3 protein-coding genes are annotated in these 3,309 nt (G+C 66.7%); 1 reads left to right on the top strand and 2 read right to left on the bottom strand.

The genetic code is table 11. The features are described 5' to 3' along the window. Positions 1-860 (top strand): alpha/beta hydrolase (locus tag ACRDU5_RS18085; RefSeq protein WP_526616077.1); only part of this gene is annotated, 860 nt, incomplete at its 5' end. On the opposite strand, the gene ACRDU5_RS18080 is transcribed toward ACRDU5_RS18085, so the two are convergent. Together ACRDU5_RS18080 and ACRDU5_RS18075 are read right to left on the bottom strand one after the other, a co-directional pair. After that, complete coding sequence (locus ACRDU5_RS18080; protein WP_526616076.1) at positions 861-2,117, bottom strand: acyl-CoA dehydrogenase family protein; 1,257 nt, start codon at positions 2,115-2,117, stop codon at positions 861-863. It lies immediately after the preceding gene. Then, positions 2,114-3,250, bottom strand: a complete 1,137-nt coding sequence (locus ACRDU5_RS18075) for an acyl-CoA dehydrogenase family protein (protein WP_526616075.1) — start codon at positions 3,248-3,250, stop codon at positions 2,114-2,116. Before ACRDU5_RS18075 ends, ACRDU5_RS18080 begins: the two co-directional genes overlap by 4 nt. Positions 3,251-3,309 lie beyond the last annotated feature (59 nt).

Raw genomic sequence — 3,309 nt, 5'->3', positions numbered from 1 at the left:
TTTCGTTCACCCCGCGCACGCTGCCGCTGGCTCGGCTCGGCTTCCGCCTGAGCACGAAGCCGGGGAGGGGCGTGACGATGACGCAACTCAATGTCGACGGCGAACCCGCGGTGCGTGTGCTCGCCATGACACCGACAGCTTCCCGGAGGCGACGACCGGCGGTGCTGTATATCCACGGCGGCGGGATGGTCGTCGGTACCCCGCAGTTTGAAGCCTTTGAGGCGGGGCGCCTCGCGCGGGAGCTCGAAGCCGTCGTCGTCTCACCCGATTACCGATTGGCCCCCGAGCACCCATTTCCCGCCGCGCTCGATGACTGCATGGCGACCCTGCATTGGATGCGTTCGTGTGCAGACGAACTCGGCATCGACCCGGACCGAATCGCGGTGGCAGGCTCGAGCGCAGGCGGAGGTCTGTCCGCCGCTGTCGCCCAACGCGCCACCGACGAGGGGATCGGTTTGCGGGCGCAGGTGCTCGTTTATCCGATGATGGATGACCGCACGGCCCTGCGCGACGATCACGGTGGCCGAGGCCAGTTCATGTGGACTCCGGCGTCGAGCCGGTGGGCATGGACCGCGTATCTGGGCCGAGAGCCCCAGATGTCAGAGGCGCCGGAGTACGCCGCACCCGCGCGGCGCACCGACCTGTCCGGGCTGCCGCCGGCCTGGGTGGGCGTCGGCGACCTTGACATCCTCTATGAGGAAGGTGTCGCGTACGCCGAACGGCTGAAGGCCTGCGGCGTGCCGTGCGAGCTTTTCACCATCCCCGGTATGTACCACGGGGCGGACGGCGTCAAGCCGAAAGTGCCGTCCATGCAGGCATTTCGCCGCGGTATGTGCGATCACTTGCGGACGTACCTGTGATCAGCTCTTGTTGCGCTTGACTTGATTGAACGGCACACCGCGGTCGGCCGCGTACTCGCGGGGGAAGCCGAGCACCCGCTCGCCGATGATGTTGCGGGCTATCTCGGTGGTGCCGCCGCCGAGTGCCGCGGCCTGCCGCGACAGATAGCGCTCGCCGTAGCGGATCAGGTCGTCGCCGATGTCGACTACGCCCGAACCGCCGGCAAGCGCCAATACGGTGTCGAACTCCAGATGGTGAATCTCGGCGTGTGTGACCCGAATGATCGAACCCGCCGCCGGCGGCAGGTCGCCATCGAGAACGCCGTGATACACGTGGTCGATCAGCTGCTCGCGCACCGCCCGGTGCACCAACGCGCGGCCGGCCAGCTCGCGGGCGCGCTCGTTGTCGGACTGTCCGGTCGCCGCCAACAGCGCGACGTAGTCGATGGGCACATCCGACTTGCCCTCGGCGCCGATTCCGCTGGCGAACTCCGAGCCGCCGCCGACGGCGCGCCGCTCGTGGTAGAGCTGCCGGGATGCCACCTGCCAGCCGCCGTTGACTTCGCCCACGACAGCGTCATCGCCGAGTTCGAGGTTGTCGAAGAACTCCTCGCAGAACTCGACGGATCCATTCACCTGCTTGATGCGCCGCAGCGTGATCCCGGGGCGGTCGATGGGCACCAGGAACATCGTCAGGCCCTCGTGCTTGGGCACATCCCAGTCGGTGCGGGCCAGCATCAGCCCGTAGTCGGCGGCGAATGCGCTGGTACTCCACGTCTTCGCGCCGTTGATCACCCACTTGTCGCCCTGGCGGTCGGCCCGGGTGATGACGCCGGCGAGATCCGATCCGCCGCTGGGCTCCGACAGCAGCTGAACGAGCACCTCGTCGCCGCGCAGCGCGGCCGAAATGTGTTGGCGCTTCTGTTCCTCGCTGCCGGTGTCGAGAATCGTTGCGGCGCAGATAGTGAAGGTCGGCGTGTTGAGAATGATCGGCAGCTCGTAGCCGCGCGATTCGTTGTCGAACGCCTTCTGATACGCGATGGGCAGGCCGAGACCGCCGTACTCGCGCGGAAAGCAGATGCCCGCGAATCCGCCCTCGTAGAGCTTCTTCTGAAGCTCGCGGGCGCGAAGCCACGGTTCCTCTTCACCCCGGTCGTGTTCCGGCGGGTCGTTCGGATCGATCGGCGGCATGTTTTCCACCAACCACGCCCGAGCGCGTGCGGCGAACTCCTCGACCGTCTCGGTCGTTTCGGTTGGCACCGATGCCGTTTCGGTCATGAGGCCGACCCCAGCTGCTCGGTGAGAGCGTAAACCTTCAGGTTGTGCTCCTCGGGTGTGCCGAACATCGATCGGTACAGCGTGACCCGGCGCAGGAACAGATGCAGGTCGTGTTCCCACGTCACCCCGATGCCGCCGTGCAACTGGATGCAGTCCTGCAGCATCCCGGGGGCGTGTTCGCCCACATACGATTTCGCGACGCTGACCGCCATCTCGGCGCCGGGCGAACGTGCCGCCACCTCCTTGACGGCGGCATTCGTCGTCGCCCGGCACGCCTCGAACCAGATCTTCAGGTCGGCGTATTTGTGCTTGAGCGCCTGATATGAGCCCAGCGGGCGGCCGAAGGAGTGCCGGTCGAACCCCCACTGGATGGTGAAGCCGAGCACGGTGTTCAGAATGCCGACGACCTCGGCGCATTGCAGAACCTGCGCGATCTGACTCTGACGGGTGATCAGCTCGGGCATCTGCTCGGCCGATCCGACCGCAGCGGACGAGTCGATCTCGACGCCGTCGAAATGCACACGCGCATAGCGCTTTACCAGGTCGATCGATGTTTGCGTCTCCACCTTCACGCCGGGTGCATTCGTCGGGACCAGGAACTGGCGCACCGCGTCATCGCACCGCGCGACCACCAGCAGCAGGTCGCTCTGGTCGCCGGCCTCGACGCGGTCCTTCACCCCCTCGATGCGGAATCCCGTTGCGGTGGGTGTCGCCGTCACCGCGGCGTCCAACGGTGACCACGGCTTACCCGGTTCATAGACTGCCCAGGTCGCGATGGCCTCGCCCGACACCAGGGATTCGATTGTCTCCGCGTGGTTTTCGGGTGCCTCGACGAGTCCGGCCAGCACGGTGCTGACCGGATGCAACGGCCCCGGCGCCACGGTCTTGCCCGTCAGCTCGGCCACCATGGCCAAGTCCTGAACGCCGTCGCCCGACACGGAACCGCCGCCGAGTTCCTCCGGCACCAGCAGGCTCGTCCAGCCGAGTTCGGCGGCGCGGCGCCACCAGTCGGGCTCGAAGGAGGTGCCGGCTTCGTGGAGTTCACGCAGCCGGCCCAGCGATGCTTCCTTCTCCAGGAATGACTGGGTCGTCGAGGCGAACAGCAGTCGTTCGGGGGAGGCGGCTTCTGTCACGGACTGGTCAAGCCGGGATGACGAGGGGAGGCACGTCGGGGTTGTGGACGATCTTGTTG

Origin of the sequence: Mycobacterium sp., from assembly GCF_050701515.1 — a bacterium.
In the GTDB taxonomy this organism is placed as follows: Bacteria; Actinomycetota; Actinomycetes; order Mycobacteriales; family Mycobacteriaceae; genus Mycobacterium.
The sequence above is the reverse complement of the archived record's forward strand: the minus strand, read 5'-3'. Positions and strand labels throughout refer to the sequence as shown.